General features: G+C 64.6%; 18 protein-coding genes. 3 read left to right on the top strand and 15 right to left on the bottom strand.

Features of this window, described 5'->3' with window-relative positions; translation table 11 throughout:
* Positions 1-27 precede the first annotated feature (27 nt).
* Positions 28-1941: a glutamine--fructose-6-phosphate transaminase (isomerizing) gene (gene glmS, locus RDV55_RS07090; RefSeq protein ID WP_111823827.1), complete on the bottom strand. Its 1914-nt coding sequence runs from the start codon at positions 1939-1941 to the stop codon at positions 28-30.
* A gap of 99 nt (positions 1942-2040) precedes the next feature.
* Between glmS and coaA the strand changes: the two genes are divergently transcribed.
* A complete protein-coding gene (gene coaA / locus RDV55_RS07085) occupies positions 2041-3072 on the top strand; it encodes a type I pantothenate kinase (RefSeq protein ID WP_245907719.1) in 1032 nt (343 codons plus the stop codon).
* 68 nt (positions 3073-3140) lie between these two features.
* Here coaA and RDV55_RS07080 read toward each other — a convergent pair whose 3' ends face one another.
* The 5 genes from RDV55_RS07080 to RDV55_RS07060 all read right to left on the bottom strand — a co-directional run bounded on the left by RDV55_RS07080 (position 3141) and on the right by RDV55_RS07060 (position 13335).
* Positions 3141-6827, bottom strand: a complete 3687-nt coding sequence (locus RDV55_RS07080; protein WP_111823828.1) for a cadherin-like beta sandwich domain-containing protein — start codon at positions 6825-6827, stop codon at positions 3141-3143.
* A 158-nt stretch (positions 6828-6985) separates the two neighbouring features.
* On the bottom strand, positions 6986-7918 hold the full coding sequence (locus tag RDV55_RS07075) for a carbohydrate ABC transporter permease (protein ID WP_111823829.1): 933 nt from the start codon (positions 7916-7918) through the stop codon (positions 6986-6988).
* Positions 7915-8826: a carbohydrate ABC transporter permease gene (locus RDV55_RS07070; protein ID WP_111823830.1), complete on the bottom strand. Its 912-nt coding sequence runs from the start codon at positions 8824-8826 to the stop codon at positions 7915-7917. Before RDV55_RS07070 ends, RDV55_RS07075 begins: the two co-directional genes overlap by 4 nt.
* A 106-nt stretch (positions 8827-8932) precedes the next feature.
* The gene (locus tag RDV55_RS07065; RefSeq protein ID WP_111823831.1) at positions 8933-10348 is read right to left on the bottom strand and encodes an extracellular solute-binding protein; all 1416 of its coding nucleotides are present in this window, start codon (positions 10346-10348) and stop codon (positions 8933-8935) included.
* A 164-nt stretch (positions 10349-10512) separates the two neighbouring features.
* Positions 10513-13335: a glycoside hydrolase family 2 TIM barrel-domain containing protein gene (locus RDV55_RS07060; protein WP_111823832.1), complete on the bottom strand. Its 2823-nt coding sequence runs from the start codon at positions 13333-13335 to the stop codon at positions 10513-10515.
* Positions 13336-13446: 111 nt separating this feature from the next.
* Between RDV55_RS07060 and RDV55_RS07055 the strand changes: the two genes are divergently transcribed.
* Positions 13447-14532: a LacI family DNA-binding transcriptional regulator gene (locus tag RDV55_RS07055; RefSeq protein WP_111823833.1), complete on the top strand. Its 1086-nt coding sequence runs from the start codon at positions 13447-13449 to the stop codon at positions 14530-14532.
* 119 nt (positions 14533-14651) lie between these two features.
* Here the strand turns inward: RDV55_RS07055 and RDV55_RS07050 are convergent, their stop codons facing one another.
* Entirely contained in the window at positions 14652-15554 is a 903-nt protein-coding gene (locus RDV55_RS07050) for a DUF4862 family protein (protein WP_111823913.1), read from the bottom strand.
* A 5-nt stretch (positions 15555-15559) separates the two neighbouring features.
* Entirely contained in the window at positions 15560-17035 is a 1476-nt protein-coding gene (locus RDV55_RS07045; RefSeq protein ID WP_111823834.1) for an MFS transporter, read from the bottom strand.
* A gap of 263 nt (positions 17036-17298) precedes the next feature.
* On the opposite strand from RDV55_RS07045, the gene RDV55_RS07040 reads away from it, so the two are divergent.
* Entirely contained in the window at positions 17299-19536 is a 2238-nt protein-coding gene (locus tag RDV55_RS07040) for a sialidase family protein (RefSeq protein WP_111823835.1), read from the top strand.
* A gap of 134 nt (positions 19537-19670) precedes the next feature.
* Here RDV55_RS07040 and glmM read toward each other — a convergent pair whose 3' ends face one another.
* The 7 genes from glmM to RDV55_RS07005 all read right to left on the bottom strand — a co-directional run bounded on the left by glmM (position 19671) and on the right by RDV55_RS07005 (position 25729).
* On the bottom strand, positions 19671-21023 hold the full coding sequence (glmM, locus tag RDV55_RS07035; protein WP_111823836.1) for a phosphoglucosamine mutase: 1353 nt from the start codon (positions 21021-21023) through the stop codon (positions 19671-19673).
* A gap of 182 nt (positions 21024-21205) precedes the next feature.
* Positions 21206-21697, bottom strand: a complete 492-nt coding sequence (gene rpsI / locus RDV55_RS07030) for a 30S ribosomal protein S9 (RefSeq protein ID WP_009054763.1) — start codon at positions 21695-21697, stop codon at positions 21206-21208.
* Positions 21698-21735: 38 nt separating this feature from the next.
* On the bottom strand, positions 21736-22179 hold the full coding sequence (rplM, locus tag RDV55_RS07025; protein WP_016460312.1) for a 50S ribosomal protein L13: 444 nt from the start codon (positions 22177-22179) through the stop codon (positions 21736-21738).
* 203 nt (positions 22180-22382) lie between these two features.
* Complete coding sequence (locus tag RDV55_RS07020) at positions 22383-23291, bottom strand: tRNA pseudouridine synthase A (RefSeq protein WP_111823837.1); 909 nt, start codon at positions 23289-23291, stop codon at positions 22383-22385.
* Positions 23288-24037 carry an ROK family protein gene (locus RDV55_RS07015; protein ID WP_111823838.1) on the bottom strand — a complete coding sequence of 250 codons (750 nt, stop codon included), beginning with the start codon at positions 24035-24037 and terminating at the stop codon, positions 23288-23290. Before RDV55_RS07015 ends, RDV55_RS07020 begins: the two co-directional genes overlap by 4 nt.
* Before the next feature lie 83 nt (positions 24038-24120).
* Positions 24121-24690: a 50S ribosomal protein L17 gene (gene rplQ, locus RDV55_RS07010; RefSeq protein WP_111823839.1), complete on the bottom strand. Its 570-nt coding sequence runs from the start codon at positions 24688-24690 to the stop codon at positions 24121-24123.
* A 43-nt stretch (positions 24691-24733) separates the two neighbouring features.
* The gene (locus tag RDV55_RS07005) at positions 24734-25729 is read right to left on the bottom strand and encodes a DNA-directed RNA polymerase subunit alpha (RefSeq protein ID WP_111823840.1); all 996 of its coding nucleotides are present in this window, start codon (positions 25727-25729) and stop codon (positions 24734-24736) included.
* Positions 25730-25813 lie beyond the last annotated feature (84 nt).

The following is a 25813-nucleotide window of genomic DNA, read 5'->3' as shown; positions in this document are numbered from 1 at the left end:
GCTGAAGGCGCGAGGCGGCGCGGTCATCTACTCCACGGTGACGGACTTGGCGAGGTTGCGCGGCTGGTCCACGTCCAGCCCCTTGACGGCCGCGAGCTCGCAGGCGAAGATCTGCAGCGGCACGACCGTCAGAAGAGGCGCGTACAGGGTCGGAACGGCGGGCACTCGGAACACGACCTCGGCGAACTCGTCGACGCTCGCGTCCCCCTCCTCGGCGATGATAATCGTGCGGGCACCGCGGGCGCGGACCTCGGCGATGTTGGCCAGGACCTTGCCGTGCAGCTCTGGGCGGCGAGGGGTCGGCACGATGACGATGACCGGCTGACCCTCGTCCACGAGCGCGATGGGACCGTGCTTGAGCTCGCCGGCGGCGAAGCCCTCCGCGTGGATGTAGCAGATTTCCTTGAGCTTGAGCGCTCCTTCGAGGGCGACGGGGAACCCGACGTGGCGTCCCAGGTAGATCACCGACGTCGCGTCCTGCATAGTACGAGCGAACTGACGCACGCTCTCGCCGCTGTCGAGGACGCGCGAGATCGCGTCGGGGATGGTGCCGAGCTTGTCCATGTAGTCGGCGATCTCATCGGCGTACTTGTTGCCGCGCACCTGCGCCAGGTACAGGCCCAGGATGTAGCAGGCCGTGACCTGCGCGGTGAACGCCTTGGTGGAGGCGACAGCGATCTCGGGGCCGGCGTGCGTGAGGATCACGGCGTCGGACTCGCGCGAAATGGTCGAACCGGGCGTATTCACGATGGCGACGACCTTCGCCCCCTGCTCGCGGGCGTGGCGGATTGCCTGGATGGTGTCCATGGTCTCGCCGCTCTGAGAGATGGCCACGACCAGCGTCTTCTCGCCCACGACGGGGTCGCGGTAGCGGAACTCGCTGGAGAGCTCGACCTCAACGGGGATGCGACACCAGTGCTCGATGGCGTAGCGGGCAACCTGGCCGGCGTAGGAGGCGGTGCCGCATCCGATCATGATGACCTTGTCGACTGAGCGCAGGACGTGCTCGGGGATGCGCACCTCGTCCAGGGCCAGGTGGCCGTGGGAGTCGATACGGTGCGCCAGCGTGGCACCCACGGCATCGGGTTGCTCGTGGATTTCCTTCTCCATGAAGGTCGGCCAGCCGTTCTTGGTGGCGCGGTCGGAGGAGAAGTCGACCTCGTATTCCTCACGCTCGACGGGCTTACCGTTCGGGTCGATAACGGTCACGCCGGTCGCGGAGACGACCGCGACCTCGTCCTGATCGACCTCGACGGCTCGGTTCGTGTGCTCAACGAACGCTAGGACGTCGGAACCCAGGAAGTTCTCGCCCTCGCCCAGGCCGATGACGAGCGGGGAGGAGCGGCGGGCGGCGATGATAACGTTCGGGGACTGGGTGCTCAGGACCAGGAGGGTGAAGGTGCCGTGCAGCTGTTCGGTTACGGCGCGCATAGCGACGACCAGTCGGCGTGCCACCTCCGCGTCCGTGCCGGTCAGTCCGGCGACGGGACCCGTGTACGAGGCCGGATCGGCCCGGTCGTAGGCGCGCGCCAGCAGGTGGACGACCACCTCGGTGTCGGTCTCCGAGGCGAAGGCCTCACCGTCGGCAACCAGGGCGGCGCGCAGGGCGTCCGCATTCTCGATGATGCCGTTGTGGACGAGGGAAAAACGGCCGTCCGGGCTGGAGTGAGGGTGAGCGTTCGCGACCGTGGGGCGCCCGTGCGTCGCCCAGCGGGTGTGCCCAATGCCCGCGTTCGCGTCAACGGGAGGCTGCGCGTCAAGTTCCTCGGCGAGGTTGACGAGCTTGCCGAGCGCGCGGCGAACGTCGAGGTGATCCGGGGACGCCAGGGCGATGCCCGCCGAGTCGTACCCACGATATTCGAGACGCGCTAGGCCGCCGAGGACAACCTCGCGACTACGCTGGGACGCCTTGCATGCAATATGTCCAACAATTCCGCACATAGCACCCATTGCAACACACCCAACCCCTCCATCGGTCAGTAACGTGTGTCGCTTCACGCGGTGAACTCAGCACACACGGGCATCGACATGTGGGGCACAATGGGGGACGTGAGCACCACCGAGAGCCCCTCGCCCATCCCATCCACGGCCTCGCCGACCGTCTCGCCTGACGAGCAAAACCCGGTTGCCGTGCGCAACGCGCCCAACCCGTACGCGCGCTTCGACCGCCGCGAGTGGGACCGCCTCGCCGATCGCACTCCCCTGCCGCTCACGCAGGAGGACATTGACCGCATCGCATCGCTGGGCGACCCCATCGACATGACCGAGGTCGACACGATTTACCGCCCCCTGAGCGCACTGCTGCAGCTCTACATCGACGGGCGACGCCGCACAGCCGCCGAGCGGCACGCCTTCCTGGGCGAGCCCGAGGCCCACTCCACCCCCTTCGTCATCGGTATCGCCGGATCGGTCGCCGTCGGCAAGTCCACGGTCGCGCGCCTCCTCCAGCTGCTGCTCTCACGCTGGGACTCCACCCCGCGCGTGGACCTGGTAACAACGGACGGTTTCCTCTATCCGAACCGGATCCTGCAGGAACGTTCCCTCATCGCCCGCAAGGGTTTCCCCGAGTCCTACGACCGTTCGGCCCTCATCTCGTTCCTGGCTTCGGTCAAGGCGGGCAACCCGCACGCGAAGGCACCGGTGTACTCCCACGTCACCTACGACATCGTGCCGGACGCCTACGTCGACGTGGACCGCCCCGACATCCTCATCGTCGAGGGCCTCAACGTGCTACAGCCGCCGCGCTCGGCCCCCGGTTCTGTGTCGGTGGCCGTTTCGGACTACTTCGACTTCTCGATCTACGTCGACGCCGACGAGAAACAGATTGAGCAGTGGTACGTCGACCGTTTCCTCAAGCTGCGGGCGACCGCGTTTTCTCGCGAGGATTCCTACTTCAAGACCTACGCCTCCCTGACCGACGCCGAGGCCGCATCGACCGCGCACGTCGTGTGGAGCGCGATCAACCTGCCGAACCTTCGCGAGAACATTCGCCCCACCCGCGAGCGCGCGACCCTCATCTTCACGAAGGGCCACGACCACCGCGTCGAGTCGCTCTCCATCCGCAAGGAATGACCCTTTTCGCACGCGAACGAGGCCGCAGCCGGAAAACCCGGCCACGGCCTCGTCCTGCGTGGAGCTAACTACTCAATCCACGCGCCCGAGGGCGCGAAGTGGTACCAGGTCCATCCGATCATTTCCCAACCGGTGGCCATCGAGCCATTGCCGTGCAGGTAGAACCACGAGGGTCCATCCTTGAGCCAGCCCGTGGTCATCGCACCGTTGGTGCCCAGGTGGTACCAGGAGCCATCCAGGTGCTGCCAGCCCGTGGCCATCGAGCCGGAGGGCGACAGGTAGTACCAGGCAACGCCGTCCTTCACCCATCCGGTTCGCATCGCTCCGGAGGGCGACAGGTAGAACCAAGATGCACCGATCTGGGCCCAGCCGGTCGCCATCACGCCGTTTGCCGGGTCGAGGTAGTACCAGTTACCGCGGTCCATGACCCAGCCGGTCTGCTGGGCGCCGCTGGAGGCGTGGTAGTACCAGTGTCCGCCCTCGTAGACCCAGCCCGTCTTCATGTAGCCGCGCGCATCGAAGCGGTACGTCTGTCCGTCGATGACCAGGGTTTCGTTGGCGGCGTAGGTGCCGTCAGAGTAGCTGTACCACCATCCGAAGGTGCCGGACTTCCACTGCCCGGTCCGAGGCGCGGGCTGGGGATCCGGGTTGGGCTGCGGATCCGGGTTGGGCTGCGGATCCGGGTTGGGCTGCGGATCCGGGTTCGGCTGGGGGTCCGGGTTCGGCTGCGGGTCCGGGTTGTCGACCGTGACCCAGTACAGGAAGCGCGAGTCGCCGCCGCCGACGGCCTTGAGGACAACCTGCGAGGTCTCGCCATCGCCAAGCTCGACTTCCTGCGTCGTCTTGTCTGCGGGGTTGACGAGCATCAGGTGGGCATCGGCACTGGGCTTCTTGACGGTCAGCGTGATGTCCTGGGCAGTCTCGGCCAGCGAGCCGTTATCGGTGCGCGGGTCGAGAAGGTAGGACGGGTAGCGCGTCTGGCCGGTCAGAGCGTTCACAACCATGAAGCCCTTGGGAGCGGTCGTGGAGTCACCGAAGATTTCGGCGGACTTGGCGCTCTCCAGTCCGTTCAGCTGCTCGAAGTAGCCGACGACGACGTCGCCGGGCAGGCCGTCGTTGACGGAGCCGACGTTGGTCACCGACATGTCCACCAGGCCGACGCCCGCGTTGGCAGCCTTGGCCTCGTCGCCGGAGGCGAAGTCACCGTACTTGTATCCGGTGAGCGAGGGGGCAGAGCCGCGAGCCGCGTATTGGCCGGGCTTGTAGGCAACGAACGTGGAGTTCATGGCCTTCGTGTAGTTACCGATGTAGGAAACGTTACCGAAGATGTTGGAGAACTCGTAGAACGAACGCGTCGGCGCACCATCGTGGTCGATGATGGAGGAGCGATCGTAGCCGTTGTACTCCATGCGGAACAGGCCGAACCACTTCTGTCCGGTTGCCAGGCCCAGCGAGGGCACGATCGACTTCTCGGAGGCCGACACATTGGCGTCCCAGTTGTAGTCCAGGTACTGGCCGTACAGGATCGGGCTGGAGCCGTCACCCGTGAGGCCCTTGAGGCCGTATTCGCGCTGCTTCTTCCAGGTGTTGGTGTTGAGCAGGTTCATGACGACGTTGCTCGGGGCGGGGCCGCCGTTGGCGCCCCAGTAGTACTTGTCCCAGCTGAGCAGGTCGGGCTTCGCATTGGAGACGTAGTAGCTCAGGTTCTCGTCGCGGTACCAGGACGGATCGTCCCAGGAGTTCGCGTGAACGACGGCACCGGGAATGTTCTGCTTGGACCAGGAGAACCAGTTCTTGAAGCACTCGGACTCGCCTCGGTTAAAGCCTCCTTCATCGCCGTACTGGATGTCGACGAGCGTGTTCGCGTAGGGCTTCATGTATTCGTTCATGAAGTCGCGGGGCTCGCCAGCGTTGCACATGCTGTTCTTGCCGGTGGGGGCCTTAGCGAGTGCCCACGGCGCGCCCTTGCCCAGGGACTCCATCATCGGGGTGTTGAACATGGGCAGGTCGTAGAACATGGGGAAGGCGCCGCCCGTGAGGTCGCGCTCGTTCGCGTCGAATCCGCCTCGTCCGTAGCCTTCGGAGGGCACCCACGCGGGCATCATGACGCCATACTGCAGCGCGAGGGCCTGGGCACGGTTGACGCCCCACTTGCCCTCGCCGGGGTCGAATCCGGCGTAGCGCTCGTACATGGAGTTGTCGACGGTGGGGGCGACGGGGGTCTTGCCGGCGGGCAGGCCCCACACCTCAACATCGTTGAAGGTCACACCGGTGGCGATGTTGCGGGGGGTCTGAGGCTCGGTCTCGTCGTTCATCCAGATCCGGATATTCTTGGCGAGGTGGTAGCTGTTGAAGTCCCAGTACCACAGGCCGCGCGCGTCGCGAGTGAGCGAGCCGTGGGTGACGATGGTCTTCCATTCGCCCCCGTCGGCTTCCTGGACAGCGATGGCCACGGAGTTCCCACCGTGCCACCCCTGCACGCCGGCGGGCAGCTTCGGGGAGCCCCAGCCGTTGACGCGGTGAACGTAGCGAGCCTCGCCCAGGTGCAGCTCGATGCCGGTGACGCCCTCGGACCAGTCGCTGGCGCGAACGAGCGGATCGGAGGTCCACGTCGTGGTGGGGTCAAGGTCGGTCAGTGCCGCGTTATCGGCCTCGGTGCCACCGTTGGCCTTCGCGCTCACGGGCACCATGACGTTGCCGCGGAAGTCGGTCTCGACTTTGGTGATGTTGACGACGTAGGTGGCTTCCTTGCCGTCCTTGGCCACCGTTGCCGTGATGACGTTCAGGCCGGTTTCGAGGTCGAGGTTGGACACGCGTCCGTCGGCGTCGGGGGTCGCGCCGTTGATGGTGACGGAGGCGCCGTCGACCGCGCGGATGCGCGCCGAGACGGTCTTGGCGTGGTAGTAGCCGGTGGCCGTGTAGGTGTGGGTGCCGGGGGCGAAGTCGACGGGCTTGCCGGGTTCGCCGTAGGGCAGCTGGTCGATCACGAAGTCAACGACGAGGTCGCTCGAACCCGATCCCTGTGCGGGAGCGTCGGGGTGCGGCACGACGGGCCGCACCCCAGCGTTGTTGTCGCCGTTATCGTCGCTGCCGTAGGACGTGATGGCATTGCCGTCGCCGTCGCAGGGCAGGAGCTTGATGTCGGACAGCGCCATGTCAGACTTACCCGGAGCGAGGGAGCGCAGGCCGGTGAGGGTGAAGACGCGCTTCGTGGTCGCGGGGAAGGTGACGTATTGTTCCTTGTTGCCAAACTGTAGGTCACTGCCGTGCTTGAGCTCGGTGCCGCCATCCCAAGTACCTGCGGCGACCTTAGTCTTCCACTCGCCGAAGGAGGCCTCGGAAGCAGGGTTTCCGGGATCTTCATCGAAGGCAAAGACGCGGTACTCCCCCGGGAACTGGTCGTTTCCGAGCGTGGAATCGTAGGTCGGGCGCGGGGTCAGGCCGAGGCCGCAGACCTGCGTTCCGGGAGTGGGGTTCTGGACGGCGAGGGCGTGGGGGTAGGTGTCGAGCCCTCCCTTCCATTTGGTGGTCCAGAAGGTCTTGGTCGCGTCGGTGCGACCGCTGTCGTCGTCGGTGAGGGCTGCGATGGTGCCGTTGGGTGCTCCTTCGCCGACCTTCTCTTCGGAGGTCGCCCACAGGACGTTCGGGTGATACGGGGTTTCGGGGGCCGCGACGGCCGCGGCGGGCGTAAGGCCAAGCATGGTGGCCGCAAGAATCGGGGCTCCGAGTGCACCGATGATGGGTCTAGTCCCCATGAGTTTAACTCCTTCGTCAGGATGGGGGTGATGGCAGGAATCCACCGTTAGACGGTTGAGAATCCACAATACCTAACACGTGTTAGCTTTTGGTGAAAGCACCTCCTTTTGATAGAGGAGGTCCCCGCGGGTGCCAGGCGCACCCGCGGGGACGAGGATCAGAACTTCAGTCCGCCGTCTTCGATACCGCGGAAGAAGAACTTCTGACTGAAGGCGAAGACCAGCACGACGGGCACCATTGCGACAACGGCACCGGCCAGCACGAGCTGGTAGGTAACACCCTGCGGCGAGTTCTGGATGGCCGTCAGCGTCAACATCAGGGTCTGCTTGTTCGGATCGGGCAGCATAAGCAGCGGGAAGATGAAGTCGGACCACGCGCCGATGAAGGATGTCAGACCAACGACCGTCAGCGTGCCACGCACCTGGGGCAGGAAGATGGACCAGAAGCGACGCAGCTCCCCCGCTCCGTCGATGAGAGCCGCATCCTCGATCTCGTCGGGGATGCCCATAAAGGCGGCGCGCATCATGAGGATCTGGAAGGGGCCGATCATGGCAACCATCCACACGCCGGGAAGCGTGTTGTACAGGTCCAGCTGCACCATCATCTTGAACAGCGACAGCATGATCGACTCGAAGGGGAAGATCATGGCGGACAGGACAACGAAGTACATGACGTTGCGGCCGGTCCACCCCCGCCTCGAAAGCATGTAGCCGCCAATGCACGAAAGAACGACGTTGGAGGTGACCGTCAGCGCGGCGATGATAGCCGAGTTTCGGATAGACCCGAGGATATTCGTGCGTTCAAACAGGACGACGAACGAGTCGAGCGACCAGGTCTGGGGCAGGATCGTTGCCCCCTGACCAAAGACGGATTCGCCGGGCGCCTTAAAGGCCGCCATCAGGGGCAGGACGAGCGGGCCGACCAGGACGATCGCGACAACGACGAGGAGAACATAGCGGGCGACAAGGGCGCCGCCGCGCATCTGACGCGACGCAACGTTGCGGCTCTGGCGCTCGAGGCGGCGCTCCTTGCGCCAGCTGGCGAAGCGCTCGCCCGCGCTTGCGGGTGCGGTCTGAGGTGCGGTGCTCATGAGTCTTCAGCCTTCCTCTGCAGGCTCTGCGAAGCGATGATGAAGCCGAAGGTGATGAGGAACAGACACACCGAGGCGGCGTCTCCCTGCCCCAGGGACCCGAAGGTCGGGTCAACGATTCGGTCTCGGATGTACATCGTGAGTGTCTTTGTGGGCGAGGCGGCCCCACCCAGGAGGTAGACCTCGGTAAAGATCTTCAGGCAGCCGATTGTCGTCAGTGTGGCGACGAGGAACATCATCACCTTCACGCCAGGAACGGTGACAGTCAGGAAGCGACGGATCGGACCCGCACCGTCGAGTTCGGCCGCCTCGTACAGGGACTTATCGACGTTTGCGAGGGCGGACAAGTACAGGATCATGTAGTAAGGCAGTCCCTGCCACAGGGTGATGATCATCGCGCAGAAGAGAATCAGCCACTGGTTGGACAGGAAGGGAATGGGATCGACACCCCACGAAGCCAGCATGTTGTTGACCGGACCTCGCTGATCCAGGAGGTAACGCCAGGCCAGCGAGATGACGACCAGAGAAGAGATGGCAGGCAGGTAATACAGGGCGCGGAAGAAACCAATCCCGGGCACGTGCGACTTGACGAGGAGCGCTAGCAGGAGGGGCAGGAGCACCATCAGGGGAACGACGCACAGCGCATAGATGACGGAGTTGCCCAGGGACTGCCAGAACTCACCGTCACCCAGAACGGTTACAAAGTTGTCGAAGCCAACGAATCGGCCGATCTTGCCAGTCGGCTTCGTCTTCGTGAACGACACGTAGACGGTCGTGATGAAGGGGTAGATGTAGAAGGAGATAACCGCGAGGACCGGGAGGGTCACCCACAGCCAGGGAACCCAGCCCGGACGGAATCGGGCGGCACCATTGAGTGAGCGCGTCTGTGCGCTCTTACGTGTCGGCATACCAAAGTCCTTTTTCAGGGGTGCGCTGGGTCGTGAGCCGTCGGCCCGACGCTGGGCGAGGAATGCGTCGGGGGCCGAGGCCAAGCCTCGGCCCCCGAGCGGTCAATCAGTCTTCGAGAGCCTTAAGCTTCTCGTTCATCTGATCCTGAGCGGTCTTGAGGGCGGTCTTGGGATCGACCTCTCCGCGGATGGCCTTGTTGACGTTTTCGATGAGGGCGTCCTTCACAGCACCGGTCGCGTAGAAGACATCGGTGTAGGCCTCGGCGTCCTTAGCTGCCTTTGCGGCTTCCTCGTAGGCGGCCTTGAAGACGGGATCGTCGGCAATCTCCGGCGGGTTGTTAACAAGCTTGTCGAGGGCCTCGGTGGCGGCCGGGAAGATGATGGCACCGCCGTCGTGCGTCCAGGCGTACTCGTTCTCAGCGTTGGTGATCCACTCGGCGAACTTCATAGCCAGGGGGGCGTTCTGCGTGGTGACGGAGACGCCGATGTACTGACCTTCGAAGACCGGCTTGATGCCGGGGTTGGTCGGGAAGGCACCGACGCCGGTGTTCTGGTAGACCGTTTCGTTGTTGTTCTTCACGGACTTGAGGAACGAGGCGTTGGGGGTACCGAAGGCAAGGTTGCCATCCGTGTAGGCCTTGCCGGGGTCAGGCTCACCGGTCAGGGAATCCTTCGGGATAGCGCCGGAAGCGTAGAGCTCGGAGAGCTTGGTGACGTAGCGAATCGCGGCCTCGTTGTCGGCGAAGTTGAAGGCCGTCTTGTCGTCGTTGAGCAGGTTGACGCCCATGCCGTGCAGCTGGGCAACCATGTACCACTCGGGCGAGCCGTAGATGCCGTAATCACCCTGCCCGTCGGCTCCGACCTTGGCGGCAGCGTCGAAGAGCTCATCCATGGTCTTGGGCGGCTTGTTCTCATCGAGACCAGCGCGCTTGAAGACCTCCTTGTTGTAGGTGGTGATGTAGGGGCCGAAGTACCAGGGCAGAGCCGTGTGGTGACCGTTGGCTCCCAGAGCGGTGGAGTCCCAAATTGACTTCACGTACTTATCGCCAATCCCGGGGGCCTTGACGTCGTAGTCCATGAGGAGGTTGGACTTGGACAGCGCCAGGATGGTCGAGGAGGGAACGTTGACAACGTCGGCCATCTTGCAGTTCGAGGCCTGCGCGGTCACGGTCTGATCGAACTCGGCACCGCCACCCTGGTCGGTCCAGTTGATCTTGACGCCGGGGTTGGCGTCCTCAAATTCCTTGATCTTGGCCTTGAAGAAGTCACCGAAGTCGTTCTGCAGACCCTGGGTCTGGAAGGTGATCTCGCCTTCGACCTTCGAGGTGTCGATCTTCGAGTCGTCGAGGTTGCCCGCAGGGATGTCGCAGGCGACATCGGGCTCGGGGATGGAACCCGTAGCGGCGGAACCGCCACCCGAGCTGGTGGTGGAGCCTGAGCCGCCATCGTTGCAGGCAGCCAGGCCAAGGGTGCTGAACATGGCGAGGGCGACAACGCCTGCGGCCATCTTCTTCTTCAACATGCGAAACCTCCATTGGTCCGTTTTTGCTGGTCGATCGATGGGATCGAGTCACTAACTATCTCGTGTTAGTTGATACATGAATCATAGCGACCTGTTGCGAAGCTCGCATCATTTGCCAGCAACTTTGCGCATCGTTATCAAGCCGCAACATAACAGTTCGTCTCCTAATCGCCCCCAACCTGGGTAATCACGAATGCCATGGTCGTATCGCGCATTCTTCCGGCGAACTCGGGACGAGAGTCAGGCCCGCACGAACGAGTGCCGATGCCGTCCTGGAAGGCGTCAAGCCACAGGAACAGGCGCTCGCTATCAGGAAGATCCTCCCAGTGCGCGGCCTGAGCCAGCTCACGCTCGCTCCACGGCGACACGCTCCACCCCAGGGGCGAGGCAGGGAGAATGAGGAACTCCCCAGCCTCGCCTCGCAGGGACAGCACTTCAAGATCGAGTCGCTGGCCGCCCTCCTGGGGGCGCACGCACACGTCCCACAGCTTCGAGGCCTCGGCGCGCCCACACCCACGGGTGCCAGGCACGCGCATGTCGGAGTAGCCAATGAGCGTGTCGCCCAGCCAGGAGGCCTCCCAGGAGGAGCCGCCCAGCTCGATGCGCACACCCAGGCGCGGCACCCGCTCGGGCCAGGCCCCGTAGGGCACAACGCTCGCCGAGACCGAGAGCGCAGAGATGTCGCCCACACGAACCGGTCGGAACTCCCACTCGAGGGTCGCACCGAACTGCGCAGCCGGTGGCGACCAACGCTCAACGACGCGCTGACACTGTTCATCCCCCTCGATAGACACGAGGCGCCGACGCAGCAAGTGCAGGCGCGAGAGCTCCCAGCGCATCGCGTGAGATGTTCCATGCTCACCCCGTCCAACGCCCAGGGACCCCAGATTCTCCTCGTCAACACCCCAGTAGTCGACAGGTCCACGGCCGCGGTCATTGTCGGTGGGCGCGCGGAAGACGCTCAGTTCGACGGACACGGGCAGATCCCCAACCCGCACCAGTCGACCACGCGAGTCGAGCGCGTAGGCACGGTCGGCCTCGTCGATGGGGCGCACGGGCACGACGGGAGACGAGACGAGGGAGCGCAGGCGAACATCGTCGCGTCCGCTGCCCGCACTGTCGAGGACACGTGCAAGGGCCGGGGCGTCGGGGGCCATGGCGGCGACCCACGCCCAAGTACCCGCGTAGGGCCGCGACAGCGCGTCGACGAGGCCATCGCACACGAAGCTACCGTCATGCACTTCCTCGCCGAAGTCGCCGCCGTAGGACAGGGCGCGACGCCCATCTGGGAGGGTGCGCCACAGCGCGTGGTCACGCCACTCCCACACAAAACCTCCCGCGTGGCGGGGGTGGCTCATCTGCGCAGCGTAGCCGGCTGCGTTTCCGGGGCCGGTTCCCATCGCGTGCAGGTATTCGCACATGAGATAGGGGGCCTGGCGGATGCGCTCGCGTGCCGCATCGTCAACCCGCGCTGCGACGTGGGTAGGCACGGCCACCTCGGCGCGGGGATCGCTGTCGTCAAGGACGGACGCGACTTCCTCGAGGGTGGGGTACATGCGAGAGTAGATGTCCGTGTACTCCAGGGCGTGGTCACCTTCGTAGTGGACGATCGCACGGTGATCAGTACGCTCGTGGATCCAACGCGCACAGGCGACCAGGTTCGCGCCGTTTCCCGACTCGTTGCCCAGGCTCCAGCTCATGATCGAAGGATGATTCTTGTCGCGTTCGAAGGCACGGACCGTGCGATCCAGGTATGCGTCGGCCCAGCGAGGATCGTCGGAGGGGTTGTCGATCCACTCCCCCGTTCCCTCGAATCCGTGGGTCTCGATGTCTCCTTCGAGCATAACCCACAGGCCGATCTCGTCGGCCAGGGCGAGCACACCGGGGTGCGGCGGATAGTGGGAGGTGCGAATCGCGTTGACCCCCATGGATTTCATAAGAGATAGGTCGTCGTGCACCCACTGCTCGTCAAAAACGCGCCCCTCGTCGGCACGCACCTCGTGGCGGTTGACCCCGTTGATAGTCAGGGGTTCGCCGTTCGCCGTCAGCACTCCGTCCTCGATAGACACGCGACGGAAGCCGATGCGCAGGGAGCGAGCACCACCAGTACTCCCCTCATCCCCCTCAACGCTGACGCGCGCGTCGTAGAGCGCGGGATCGGTAGCGCTCCACGGGTGGACGTTGCCGACCTCGATAGGGGCGCTGCGATAGACGCCCTCATCCACTCGCTCGAGGGAGTAGGCGAAGGACCACAGGCCATCGATCTCCAGGTGACCGGAGAGGGAGGCACTGGCGCTCCCACGCACCCGGGCCTCGACGGTCGCGTAGCCAACCCCGGCCTCGTAGTCAGTATCGATCCACAGGTCATCGATTCCACCTGCGGCAAGGTGGCGCACGCTCACCGAGCGGAAGATACCCGGAAGCCACCACTGATCCTGATCCTCCAGATAGGAGCCGGGGCTGAACTGATGGACGCGCACGGTGATCGTGTTGACGCCGGGGCGCACGAGCCCGGTCACGTCGAACTCGTGGGCAAGGCGGGAACCACGAGCCATACCCACCCACTCGCCGTTGACCCACACGCTGGCCTGACTTTCGACGCCATCGAAGCGCAGCGCAACAATGCCGCCCTGCCATTCGCCCGGAAGTTCGAAGGTGCGCCGGTAGTCGCCGACCGGGTTATCGTCAGGAGGGAAGGGCGGATCAACCGGGAACGGGAAGTCGACGTTCGTATAGGCGGGAAGCCCGTAGGCGCCCTCGCCTTGCAGAACCCAGTGGCTGGGCACAGCGATAGTGTCCGCGTCGTCACCGACTAAGGGTTCAGCCCACGGCTGCTCAACGTTCGCAAAGGGGGTCGGATCAGTGCGATGGTAGACGAAGGACCAGGTGCCGTCGAGGCTCAAAAAGCCGTGATCATCGGCCAGATGAGACCTCGGCGGGAGAAGAGCTCCCGCACCGGGAGCGTAGGAAGGTAGTATCGATATCACGTCTGTGTGCCTTTCGGATGTCGTCGTCGAAACTCCGATCGTCAGACTCAAGACTAACACGTTATAGTTGTTGTGTTTCAACAGAACGCACCGAGCGTTGGGAGCTTATGCATGGAGCGCGCAACCCGGGCCGACGTTGCCCGCGCGGCGGGCGTCGCACCGTCGACCGTGTCGCTCGTCCTCAACGGACGAGGCCGAGACGTCAAGATCGCGCCCGCCACCATCGATCGCGTCAAGGCGGCTGCACGCGAACTCAACTACATCCCCAACGCGGCCGCCCGCTCACTGCGACGCGGCAAGTCCCACCTCATCGCCCTTCTGATGGCCGAGCTTCCGGACGACCCCTTCGTACCCGTCGTCCACACGGTCCTCACAACCGCGATGATCGATATCCAGCGACGAGGCTACCTCCTCCTCCCCCTCTTCCAGTCCGGCGACGGCGCCTCCGACGCGGAGGTGATCCGTGGGGTCCTGGGCGACACCCAGCTGGCCGGCATTATCCGCGAGACCACGTCGGCCGAGGCATTCACCTCGCGCCTGCTGGCAAACCTCGGAATCCCCGTCGTCGCCATGTCGATGATTGAGGCCGAGCCGACCGGATCGGAGTCTTCCCTCATTCGCATCGACGAGGGTGCCGGCGTTCACGATGTCCTCGCAGACTGCGCGCTCGTGGACCCATCGACCGGCGCGGGCAACGGGCGCGCTGTGTTCCTGGCGGGCCCAAACACGAACCACGCGCGTCAGAACCCGATCGCGCGGATGTTTGGCACGAGATTCACGATGTACTCGCTGCCCGACTGGGAGCCAACGACGGCCTACCAGGCGGCGTTGCGTCTGCTCGACGAGGACCCGTCGATTTCATTGATCGCCCTGGCCGACGACTCGCAGGCGCCCGGCGTCTTCCAGGCGGCCGCAGACCTGGACCTGTCGGTGCCCCACGAACTGTCGATCCTCGGCTTTGGCAACCAGGACCACCGCAGCGCCTCTACGCTCGGCCTGACGACGGTCGAGTGGCCGTTGAAGGACATGACCGAGGCCGCCGTCGCATCAATCGTCAACGTGATCGAGGGCCGCTCCCCCATGGCCGATATTCACCCGCAGGCCTCCATCGACGACGAGGCGTCGGGCTGGACCCCGATAGCAACGATACCGACGCGCCCCGTGTGGCGGTCCTCGGTGGCCAGGCGCAGGCCGTGACAGCGTAGCGGGAGGGGTGGATGCCTCAAGGCATCCACCCCTCCCGTCTATTGTTGCTTCGCGCCGAACGCCTCCCGCACCCTCGCGCGATGCGAGTGCCGCGCCCCGCGACGATGCCGTTACTCGCCGACGCCGCAGGCCAGGTAGATGTTGGTCAGCATGGCCAGACGCTGCTCGAGGGACGCATCCTTGGGGACGCAGACCTTCGCGCCGAGGTAGTTGGCTCCGCCGTCGACGCTCGCCTGGGCGCAACGGGCGATCTCGGCCTCGTCCATGAGCGAGGTCGGCTCGTCGGCCTGCGCGGGCAGGTGACCGTCGATCCAGGAGTAGCCATACTGGGTTTCCTCCGGGCCTGCGCCCGAGAAGATAATGCCGTCCAGGACGCCGCGCTTGCCAGCCTCGAGCACGTGCTCGTAGGCGGTGTCCGCACTGCGGCCCTCCACGGCGGAGCGGCCCCAGTTGAGGTGGATGCCGATGCCCGCCTCGGAGACGATGTCGATCTCGGATTCGAGGGAGAGGAAGCCCTTTTCGGGGTTCTGCTCGGGGATGTACTTGTCGCAGTGCTCAATCACGAGCGTGGCCCCGCACCAGTCCCAGGCGTCCACCTCGGCGAGCGAACGCTTGAAGGCGTCCACCTGCGCCAGGCGCGTGGGTGCCGAGTGCAGCTGCACGCGGGCGACCAGCGCGCGGCCCGCTCGCTCACACAGGGCGGCGAGGTCGTCGCGCAGCGCGCGGGTGAAGTCGAGAGCAGCGGCGCGTCCAGCCTCATCGGGCGAGGCAAGGCCGAAGTTCTCGTTCTTCCACACATTCTGCATGGTGCCGGGGATCGCGGTGATCGTGTTGAAGGCCCAGTGGGCGGCCAGGTGGCCGGCCAGCACGTCGCCCTGGGAGGCGAGCTGCCCCGGGTAGGGGATCTCAACGCCGCTCACCCACGGCTGATCCGCGAGGAGTCGGTAGTAGTCTGCCTCCAGCTCCGGTGCCGGATGCGACGCGTACGCGCCGATAACGAACGGAAGTGTCATGGTGGTCATCCTTCTGCGATGATTTCGTCGTTTCCATCTTCAGGACGAACATACTCCGGTCCCACCATCTTCTGCAGCAGACGCGGAATGTTCGCGCCGATGGAGACCATGACGATCGCCGCGAAGCCGAAGGACAGAATCGCAAGGGCCATACCCAAGCCGAGCTGGTCGGCAATCGCCGCACCCAGGACGGGGCCGACCGCACCACCGAGGGCGCCGACGTTGTAGCAGAAGCCGAGGCCGGCGGCACGTTTGTCGACCGGGAAGTAGGAGGATACCCACTTGGGCAGCAGTCCGGAGACACCCTGGCCGAACATCTGCTGGAAGAAGAGGAGACCCGCCACGAGAGCAACGTACTGACCGTCCTGCATGAACAGTGGGAAGACGATGACCTGCGAGAGCAGCAGGGAGATGGCGTACCAGCGACGCATACCGAAGCGGTCACCGGCGAAACCCGCGATGACGTAGCCCACAGCGTTGCCAAGGCCAGCGAAGGACACAACGTTGGCAACGACCTTCTGGTCCATGCCAACACCGTGCAGGTACGTCGGCAGGAGGCCCTGGATCGGCCAGGTGTACATGAAGGACGCGAAGATTGTCAGCATGATCGCGATGCCGATGATCCAGCGATTCGAATCGAACTGAATGATCAGGTAGATGAAGACGATCGCGCACACGACTCCGACCAGGCTGACCGCAATGATGCCCCCCACCTGCTGGGTGAAGATCAGCAGCAGGCCAACGAAGGCGACCACAACGACGATGTAGTTAAGGATCTTGCGTTCCCCACCGAAGAGCACGGCGAGCATGTCGTTCTTTTCGACGTGCCCCTTCTCCTTGGCTTCACTCCAGTCCGCTGCTTCAGGCAGAGTGCGTCGCATGTAGATCGCGACGAGGATCGGGACGATGCCCGTCAGGAACAGGGCGCGCCAGCCCCAACCGGGGTGCACCGAGTCAACCCAGGTCACGAAGTACTTGTCGACCTGCGCGGCGGCGATAACACCGAAGGCGTAGCCGGAGAGAAGGAAACCCGAGGCCTTGTTGCGCATGTGCTTGGGCCACGACTCGATCACGTACGCTGCGGACGCCGAGTATTCGCCGGCCATTGCAAAGCCGATGACGAGGCGCAGGATGAAGAGAATCCAGAAGTTAGGAGCGAGAGCGCAGGCGATAGAGCCGAAGGCGAACATGAAGATCGACAGGATCATCGCGGGCTTACGTCCGTAGCGATCGCCAATAGCTCCGAGCACGAGGCCACCGATCCACCGGCTAATAAAGGCGGCCGATATCAGGGATGCACTCTCGACGAGCGTCAGGTTGAATGCCTCCTTGATCGCGGGGAGCGCGAAGGAGATGAGAACGAAGTCGTAGCCGTCCAGCAGGACGCCGATCCATGCGGCGAAGAAGGCCTTGCGATCTTCTTTGGTCAGGTATTGATACCAGGGCTTTTTCGGAAGCACCTGTGCGGGGGTCGTACTCATGATGAGGGCCTTCCTGAAGTTTCATCGTCGAATAACGAGGGGCTGTGAGTCCAGATGTCTAACTAGCAAGTTGTCAGACAACTTGCGGCAATGTTAGCCCTCTCTCATTCTGGAGTCAATGCGAAATGTCAGGGAAATCTGCATATTGCCAACAAATCACCACAGTGCTAATCTGTCTGACAACTTCAGCATTGTGACTGATCACACGCTCAGCTTCGCAATGACGCGAGGCGACATTAACAACGAACAGAAAGGTGTCAAACATGACTATTCGCGCAGGTCACCCGGAGTTTTCCTGGACCTTACAGTTCCGAGCACGCATAGACGGATCACTGATCAAGCTCCGCAGCACGGATGACACAGGGTGGCACCTGTTCATCCGTTCCAGCGCCCTCTTCCTTGAGGGATCAACAAACGCAATGTCCTTCGCCCTGGACATGGAAGACACCGCCTCCGTCACGGACGGAACCTGGCACTCTCTCGCTATCACAGCCACCAGCGCGGGCTCGAAGATCTTCCTCGACGGCTACCAGTGCTTCTCCACCACCGCAGACCTCACCCCCACTGCCAGCGGCCCCGAGGCTGCACTCGAGCTCACGCCGGGAGCAGGCATCGACATTCGATCCTTCGCTGAGCACGACCGCGTTCTATCCGCCGGCGAGATCCTTGCTCTCTCTGACGCCCCCACTCCGCTCATCGAGTTTGCCGCCGCACACCTGTCGGATTACGACGTCGCCGAACTCGCCGAGCTCACCGCCGGCACAATCTTTGCCCGTTACCGCGTGCGCGGACCCGGCCAGCACGGAACGATCCTCGCGGCCGGCGGTGGTGGCACCGAGCAGCTCAATCTGTCCGTCACGGAGGAAGGCATCGAGTACAAGGTCCTGGGCCGCAGAGGTCAGTGGCGTACGTTCACCGCCCACGGCCACTGGGATCAAGGACATTGGCACGACGTCGTCGTCCGCGTCGGGCACGGCGCGGTACAGATCTACGTGGACGGCTATCTCGAGGCGCACCTGCCCGGCCAGGCATTCTTCGCGTCCGTCGACTCCCTCGACGAGGTCGTCATCGGCCAGGACACCTCCGGATCTCGCCTCTTCGGCGAGGTCCGTAACGCGGCGCTCTACTCGTCGATCCTCAACGATTCGCAGATCAAGAAACTCTCCTCAGTGCCCCCGGTCGACACACAGTGCCTGTTCGATGCCGGGTTTCACGACTCGATCAGCTACCGTATCCCCTCGCTGATCACCCTGGAATCCGGGGTCGTCGTCGCGGGCGCCGACCAGCGCGAGACCATCGCGAACGACTCCCCCAATTCGATCAACTTCACGGTCCGCCGATCCTTCGACGGAGGACACACCTGGGGTGATCTCCAGACGGTCATCACCTACCCAGGTCACGGGGCCAAAGGCGCATCCGTCATCGACTCGTGCGTCGTGCAGGACCGCCGCAACGGACGCCTCGTTATCCTCATCGACCACTTCCCGGGCGGCATCGGCCAGCCAAACGCAGAGGCCGGCCTCGGCGTCGACGAAGAGGGCCGGTACATCCTACATGACGCCAACGGCGCCACCTACACCTGGAACCAGGATGGAAGCGTCACGGACGCAGACGGCAACACCACTGCGTTCACGGTCTCCGAGCGCGGCGACGTCACCGTCACGGAAGGCGGACAGGAATCGCCCGGCGGCAACGTATTCCTCGCCGATGGCGTCGATCCCCGCCAGACGCTGTTGACGGCCCGCACCTGCTTCCTGCAAATGATCTACTCCGACGACGACGGCGAGACCTGGTCCGGCCCATTCAACCTCAACCAAGACGTGAAGGAAGAATGGATGTCCTTCTGCGGCACCTCCCCGGGCACGGGCGTGCAGCTACGCAGCGGACGCCTCGTCATCCCGATCTACTACAACGGGGACCACAAGCGTCACTTCTCGGCGTCCGTCGTCTTCTCCGATGACGGCGGCGCAACATGGAAGCGCGGCAAGTCACCTAACGACGGCCGCATCTTCGAGGGCCGCGAGATCGACTCACGCACACTCGACACCGAAGCGGCCGCTACGCACGAGGCCACGCTCATCGAGCGCGCCGACGGCTCACTCCTCATGCTCATGCGCAACCAGCACCCCAGCGGAAAGGTCGCAGCAACCGTCAGCACCGACGGAGGTGAGACCTGGAGCGACGTGTTCTTCGCCGAGGAGATCACCGAGATCTTCTGCCAGCCCAACGCAGTTCCCTGGCCGACGGAGGATTGCCCCGAGCGCGTGGTGTTCGCGAATGCCTCGCAGATGCGCCCCTACCGCGGCCGCGGTGTCCTGCGTCTATCCGAAGACGGCGGGCGCACGTGGATCGCATCTCGCACATTCAACCCGGCCCACTACGTCTACCAGTGCATGACGATCCTCCCCGACGGGGCTCTGGGCCTGCTGTGGGAACGCGAGATGCAGGGCCTGTACTTCAGCCGTATCCCGCTTGAGTGGATCGAGGCAGCCAAGATCTGACGGTCATACCCCGCTCAAGGCCGCCTGTCGTGCCCTCTCCACGAGCGGCCGCAGGCGGCCTGCGACGTCAACAACATAGACGCAGGGGGCGGGCACCGGCCGGTGCCCGCCCCCTGCGTCCGTCAGTCAAACGCTTACAGCGCCAGGTGTTCCTTGACGACGTCCGCCAGGGAGCCGGCGACCGCGTCGGCCTCTTCCTGCGTGGCGGCCTCGACCATGACGCGCACGAGCGGCTCCGTGCCCGAGGGACGCAGGAGCACGCGGCCGGTCTCTCCCAGACGGGCCTGAGCGCCCGCGACGGCCTCGGCAACAGCCTCGTTCGTCGAGGCACCAGCGCGATCCACGCCGCCTACGTTAATCAGTGTCTGCGGCAGGTGCTGGATGAAGGAGGTCAGGTCCGCCAGGGAGCGGCCCGACTCCTTCACCATGCGGGAGATGAGCAGCGAGGACAGGATGCCGTCGCCGGTGGTCGCATGGTCGCGGGCAATGATGTGTCCAGACTGCTCACCGCCGAGCGAGTAGCCCGACGCCAGCATCTCTTCGAGAACGTAGCGGTCGCCCACGCCGGTCTGCACGGTCTTGATACCGGCCTCCCGCATGGCGATCAGCAAGCCCAGGTTGCTCATGACGGTGACGACCAGCGTGTCCTTCGCGAGCGTGCCACGCTCGAGCGCGTTCACGGCCAGCGATCCCATGATCTTGTCGCCATCGATGAGAATGCCCTCGTGGTCGACAGCCAGGCAGCGATCCGCGTCGCCGTCGTAGGCGACGCCGAAGTCGCAGCCGGCCTCAACGACGGCAGCCTGGAGGGACTCAGGGTGCGTCGAACCCGCGTTCAGGTTGATGTTGCGCCCGTCGGGAAACGCGTTAATGACGGTGATATCCGCTCCGAGCTCACGGAACACGGCAGGACCAAGCTCGGAAGCCGCACCGTTGGCACAGTCGATAGCGATCTTCATGCCGCGCAGGTCGGTGCCGATAGCCTCGACGAGGTGCGCGATGTAGGAGTCCTTGGCCCACGCGTGGTCTGCGTTGATCTCGCCGACGGCATCACCGGTGGGTCGATCCCACTCGGTGTTGACGAGGGCCTCGATCTGGTCCTCGACCGAGTCAGCCAGCTTGTAGCCGCCGTGCGCGAAGAACTTGATGCCGTTGTCGGGCATGGGGTTGTGCGACGCGGAGATCATGACGCCCAGATCCACGGTGTCCTCCGTGGCCGTCAGGTGAGCGACGGTCGGGGTAGAGACCACTCCGATGCGGGTCACGTCCATGCCGGCACTGGCCAGGCCTGCAGCGAGAGCGTGGTCGAGGAACTCGCCCGAGATACGGGTGTCGCGGCCGATGATTGCGCGGGGCTTCGAGCCATCCGCACGCAGCGAGCCGCCGAACTGGCGGGCTGCCGCCTCGCCGAGCTGAAGCGCAAGGTCCGCGGTGATGTCAACATTCGCCAGTCCTCGCACGCCATCCGTGCCGAACATCCTGGGCATAGTCTCTCCATTCAGTGGGTCATTCGACTGGATTAAGCGTACCGCGCGAACGCCTTCTCCTCGGTACGAGGCCGGGTCACGGACAGCGTTCACCCTCACATCCTGGGCGGGTCGGGGTGGGTAAACGAAGGCCGCGCCCCGCAAGAGCGGGGCGCGGCCGACAGAAAATGTGCTGAGCGAAATCAGCGCTTCGAGAACTGCGAAGCCTTGCGGGCCTTCTTGAGGCCTGCCTTCTTACGCTCGGTGGCGCGGGCATCGCGAGTCAGGAAGCCGGCCTTCTTGAGGGCCGGACGGTTCGCGTCGCGGTCAATCTCGTTGAGGGCGCGCGACACGCCGAGGCGCAGGGCACCGGCCTGGCCGGAGACGCCGCCGCCGTTAATGCGGGCGATAACGTCGAAGCGGCCGTCAATGTCGAGCAGCACAAAGGGGGACTTCACCAGCTGCTGGTGCAGCTTGTTGGGGAAGTAGTCCTCAAGGGTGCGACCGTTGATGGTCCACTTGCCGGAGCCGGGGACGAGGCGAACGCGGGCAACGGCCTCCTTGCGGCGGCCCAGGCCCGCGCCGGGCGCGGTGATGGACTGACCGGCGCCGGCGGGAGCCGACTCGGTCTCGGACGTGTAGGAGCTGGGGACGACTTCCTCGTCCAGCTCAGCGGAAACGATGGTCTCAGCCACGGTTCTCCTCAGTGTAAAAGGCGTTCAGTGACCGCAGGTCACTGAGCCACCTGGGTCAGTTCGTAGGGAACCGGCGACTGGCCGGCGTGGGGGTGCTCCGGGCCAGCGTAAACGTGCAGCTTCTTGAACTGCGCGCGGCCGAGGGAGTTGTGAGGAAGCATGCCCTTGACGGCCTTCTCGACGGCGCGCTCAGGCGTCGCGGCGAGGAGGTCGCGGTAAGCGGTCGCGGTCAGGCCACCGGGACGACCGGAGTGACGGTAGGCCATCTTCTGGTCGAGCTTCTTGCCGGTCAGAGCGACCTTGTCCGCGTTGATGATGATGACGTTGTCGCCCATGTCCATGTGAGGGGCGAACGTCGGCTTGTGCTTCCCACGGAGGAGGGCAGCGGTCTGGGCTGCCAGGCGACCGAGGACGACGTCGGTGGCGTCAATGACGTACCACTTCTTGTCCGCGTCCCCAGGCTTGGGTGAATAGGTGCGCACGGGCGTAACCTTCAATTCTTGTCGGTCATGGGACGCCGCGCCGGTTTTTCCGGGGGCATCCGCGATGAAACGGTTCGCGCGAGGCGTCGGCGAGCGCTCCTAGCGAGTGGGAGACACTAGGTACTCTGCTGACGCACAGCACTAGCCATATTATCGGGGCGTGGCCCGGCGGTCAAAGCGCGACGAATACTGTGTCACATACCTCAGCTACCGTCACTGCAGCAGGCATCGCGCCTGGCCCTGGCCTGGCGCGCCCTCGCGCCCCACTCGGCCGGATCGGGATAGTCGACGCCTTCGAGCGTCAGGCCGTGGGCGGGAGCGATCGGCGCGGCCTCGGAACGCGAACGCGCCCGCAGGATGCGTGCCGGGTAGTCGGTGTCGCGCGCGCCCGAACCCACCAGGAGCAGCGCCCCCACCAATGAGCGGACCATCGAGTGACAGAACGCGTCGGCTTCGACCCGAAAGACAAGGGTTCCATCGGAGTCGCGTTCGGCGCGCAACTTCCGCAGCGTCCGAATCGTCGTCGCACCCTCGCGCGGGCGGCAGTATCCAAGGAAGTCGTGTTCTCCGAGGAGGCCAGCCCCGGCCTCGTTCATAGCCGCCTCATCGAGAGGCTCGTCGACCCAGAGACGATCCCAGCGCCCCAGCGGCTCGGGGCGATCCGAGACCCGATAGGCGTAGGAGCGTCCGAGGGCGGAGAAACGCGCGTCGAAACTGGGGTCAACAACGGCGGCGGAGTATATGCGCACGTCGCAGGTGCCGCGCGCAGCGGGCAGATCACGGCCACGCGCACGCTCGCCGTAGCGTCCGGACAGGATCTTGTTCAGACGGCGCACGATGGTGGCCGCCGTGGTCTCGTCACCGGACTCCCCTCCCCTGGGAGTCAGGCGCTCCCACGCCGTCTCGGAGATGTCGACGTGACAGACCTGGTGGCGGGCATGCACGCCAGCGTCTGTGCGTCCGGCTACCGTCGCCGCCATCTCCTCGCGCGAGGCCATGGCCAGCGCCGCCTCGATCTCCCCCTGGACGGTTCGCAGACCGGGCTGGGCTGCCCACCCACGAAAGTCCGTGCCGTCGTACCCCAGGTCGAGGCGCAGGCGCCGCACGCTCACAGCTCCCACGCTCGCACGCCGCCGATGATGCCCGCATCGTTGGGAACGACGATCACGTCGTCGCCCATGAGTCTCAGGTTCGAGGCCGTGATGCGCTTGGAGTTCCCGCCCCCCAGGTAGAGGCGATCCCACATGTACATGGGGCGCAGACCGTCGACGACGCGGCGGACTCGTCGCGACCAGTGAACGTCGCCCAGGCGCAGACGCTCGTGCTCACCGATGTAATCGTCGTAGGTCAGTCCCCAACGAACGGGTCCCTGGGAGACCTCGACGTGAGGTGCCAGCTGCCCACCGTCGAACACGGCGTTACCCAGGCCCGTGCCCAGGGTGATAATCATTTCGAGGCCGCGACCCGTAATCGCACCCGCGCCTGCGACCTCCGCGTCATTGAGCACCTTGGTCGGCAGACCGAGAGCCTGCTCGATCCCGCGGCCCATGTCGAAGCGTTCCCAGCGCTCCACGAGCTCGGGAACCACGCGCGAGCGCGGCCCGTCCCGGGTGATGTAGTGAGGGGTCGCAATGACGACGCCGTGTCGGATCATCCCGGGCATTCCCATGGTGACCCGCGTAGCCGCGGGAAGTTCACGCGCGAGGCCCACGACGGTGTCCACAAGAAGCTCGGGAGGCAGCGGATAGGGAGTCGGAACCCTGCGGGGCGGAGCCATCATGGTGCCGCGCTCATCCACGACGGAGCCCTTGATGCCACCGCCGCCGCAGTCTATCGCCAACGTCATCTCACGAGTCATGACCTCAGGCTACCGGATACGGCAAGGGCCGGACACCCCTTGCGGGATGCCCGGCCCTGGTCAGCCAGTTCAGTGACTCCTCGTCACTTCTCCTCAGCAACCTGCTCGGCCGCATCTGCTGCCTCGCCGGCCTCAGCAGCGACCTCCTCGGCCTCGTTGGCCTTCGCGAGATCGCCTTCCTCACGAGCCTCCTCGGCACGCTCGGCGGCTTCCTCGGCCTCAGCGGCGATCTGAGACGCGGCGGCATTCTCAGCCGTCTTCTCAGCAGCCTTCACGACGGCCTTCTTCTCGACCTTCTCCATGACGAGCTCGATGCGCATCAGGGGAGCGTTGTCGCCCTTGCGGTTGCCGACGCGGATGAGGCGGGTGTAGCCGCCGGCGCGCTCGGAATCCATCGCGGGAACGAGCTCCTCGAAGAGGATCGCGACGATACCCTTGTTCGGGATCTTCTTCATGACCGTGCGGCGGGCATGCTGGTCGCCACGCTTGGCCTTGGTGATGAGCTTCTCTACATAGGGTCGCAGGACCTTGGCCTTGGCCTCGGTCGTCGTGATCGCGCGGTGTTCGATGAGCTGAGCTGCCAGGTTCGACAGGATCAGCTTCTGGTGTGCCGGGCTACCGCCCAGACGAGCACCCTTCTTGGGGGTGGGCATGAGTTTCTCCTACGGATTCAATGCGTCCATCGGACGCACGGGGTCAGATGGACTGGTCGTCCGAAAAGATCGCGGCGGACTCCGAGTCTCCGAAGCTCGGCATGACCGAGTCCTTCAGCGTCATACCGAGAGACGCCAGGGACTCCTTGATCTCTTCGATCGACTTGGTGCCGAAGTTGCGGATGTCGAGCAAGTCGGCCTCCGAGTGAGCAACCAGCTCGCCGACGGTCAGAATGCCGCGGCGACGCAGCGCGTTGTAGGAACGCGACTGCAGGTTGAGGTTCTCGATCGGGAGAGCCAGATCGGCTGCGAGGGTGGCGTCGGTGGTGGACGGGCCCACCTCGATGCCTTCCGCTTCCTCGTTCAGTTCACGCATGAGGCCGAACAGCTCCACCAGCGTCTTGCCGGCCGAGGCCAGGGCATCGCGCGGGGTAATCGCCGGCTTGGTCTCCACGTCGATGACGAGGCGATCGAAGTCGGTGCGCTGCTCAACACGAGTCGCCTCGACCTTGTAGGTCACCTTGACGACGGGCGAGTAGATCGAATCAATCGGAATGCGAGAGATCTCGGCCTGCGGATCCTTGTTCTGAGCAGCCGACACGTAGCCGCGGCCACGCTCGACGGTCAGCTCGATCTCCAGCTTGCCCTTCTCGTTAAGGGTGGCAAGGTGCAGATCGGGGTTGTGAATCTCCACGCCGGCGGGAGGCGTGATGTCTCCGGCGAGAACCTCGCCGGGGCCAGCCTTCCGCAGGTACATGACGACAGGCTCGTCGTTCTCGCTGGACAGGACGATCTGCTTGATGTTCAGGATAATCTCGGCGACATCTTCCTTCACACCCTCGATCGTGCGGAACTCGTGGGGGACGCCATCAATACGGATGGACGTCACCGCGGCACCCGGGATCGAGGACAGGAGGGTACGACGCAGGGAGTTACCCAGCGTGTAGCCGAACCCGGGCTCGAGGGGCTCCAGGGTGAAACGGGAGCGCAGGTCGCTGACCTTTTCTTCGGTCAGGATGGGTCGCTCTGCAATGAGCACGTCTATTCCTTTCTGGCCGGTGCCCGCTATATGACACCGGATATGGGAACCTGCTGAAGCAGGCTAAGGGAGTAAGAACCCGAA

Source organism: Schaalia odontolytica (assembly GCF_031191545.1).
In the GTDB taxonomy this organism is placed as follows: Bacteria; Actinomycetota; Actinomycetes; order Actinomycetales; family Actinomycetaceae; genus Pauljensenia; species Pauljensenia odontolytica.
Note: the sequence above shows the minus strand (reverse complement) of the source record. Positions and strands in the feature narration are given on the sequence as shown.

Bases quoted from the DNA above. Each gene is read 5' to 3' on its own strand.
- glmS (WP_111823827.1), bottom strand. From the start codon at position 1,941: ATGTGCGGAATTGTTGGACATATTGCATGCAAGGCGTCCCAGCGTAGT.
- coaA (WP_245907719.1), top strand. From the start codon at position 2,041: ATGGGGGACGTGAGCACCACCGAGAGCCCCTCGCCCATCCCATCCACG.
- RDV55_RS07080 (WP_111823828.1), bottom strand. From the start codon at position 6,827: ATGGGGACTAGACCCATCATCGGTGCACTCGGAGCCCCGATTCTTGCG.
- RDV55_RS07075 (WP_111823829.1), bottom strand. From the start codon at position 7,918: ATGAGCACCGCACCTCAGACCGCACCCGCAAGCGCGGGCGAGCGCTTC.
- RDV55_RS07070 (WP_111823830.1), bottom strand. From the start codon at position 8,826: ATGCCGACACGTAAGAGCGCACAGACGCGCTCACTCAATGGTGCCGCC.
- RDV55_RS07065 (WP_111823831.1), bottom strand. From the start codon at position 10,348: ATGTTGAAGAAGAAGATGGCCGCAGGCGTTGTCGCCCTCGCCATGTTC.
- RDV55_RS07055 (WP_111823833.1), top strand. From the start codon at position 13,447: ATGGAGCGCGCAACCCGGGCCGACGTTGCCCGCGCGGCGGGCGTCGCA.
- RDV55_RS07050 (WP_111823913.1), bottom strand. From the start codon at position 15,554: ATGACACTTCCGTTCGTTATCGGCGCGTACGCGTCGCATCCGGCACCG.
- RDV55_RS07045 (WP_111823834.1), bottom strand. From the start codon at position 17,035: ATGAGTACGACCCCCGCACAGGTGCTTCCGAAAAAGCCCTGGTATCAA.
- RDV55_RS07040 (WP_111823835.1), top strand. From the start codon at position 17,299: ATGACTATTCGCGCAGGTCACCCGGAGTTTTCCTGGACCTTACAGTTC.
- glmM (WP_111823836.1), bottom strand. From the start codon at position 21,023: ATGCCCAGGATGTTCGGCACGGATGGCGTGCGAGGACTGGCGAATGTT.
- RDV55_RS07015 (WP_111823838.1), bottom strand. From the start codon at position 24,037: ATGACTCGTGAGATGACGTTGGCGATAGACTGCGGCGGCGGTGGCATC.
- rplQ (WP_111823839.1), bottom strand. From the start codon at position 24,690: ATGCCCACCCCCAAGAAGGGTGCTCGTCTGGGCGGTAGCCCGGCACAC.